The organism is Pseudomonas sp. PME37.24/006 (assembly GCF_055556635.1).
Map to the genome: position 1 here is coordinate 1 of NZ_JBVHNL010000086.1, position 274 is coordinate 274.

Below are 274 nucleotides of genomic sequence, written 5' to 3' on the forward strand. Positions count from 1 at the left end.
GATCGGGCGCAGCAGCTCGGTGTCGATGCTCGCGGCGCCCGTCGATCCGACGCGCACGATGTCGTCGCGGATCGACCACGCCACCACGGCCCCCACCACGAACTCGCCCCCGGTGGGGCTGAACGCGGTCGTCGAGTGGTAGCGGCACTCCATCCGCACGGGCGCGTCCGCGAGCCCCGGTATGCCGATCACCCGCGAGTCCTCGAGCGCGAGGCCCAGGTGCTCGGCTTCGCCGACGTCCGGTGGCATCCCTTCCGAACTGGCGTGGAGGGAG

The 274-nt window shown here is 72.3% G+C and carries 1 protein-coding gene; it reads right to left on the reverse strand.

The features are described from left to right. The coding region (locus ACZ3GY_RS23940; RefSeq protein ID WP_465912221.1) for a hypothetical protein at positions 1-274 on the reverse strand (274 nt) is incomplete at both ends.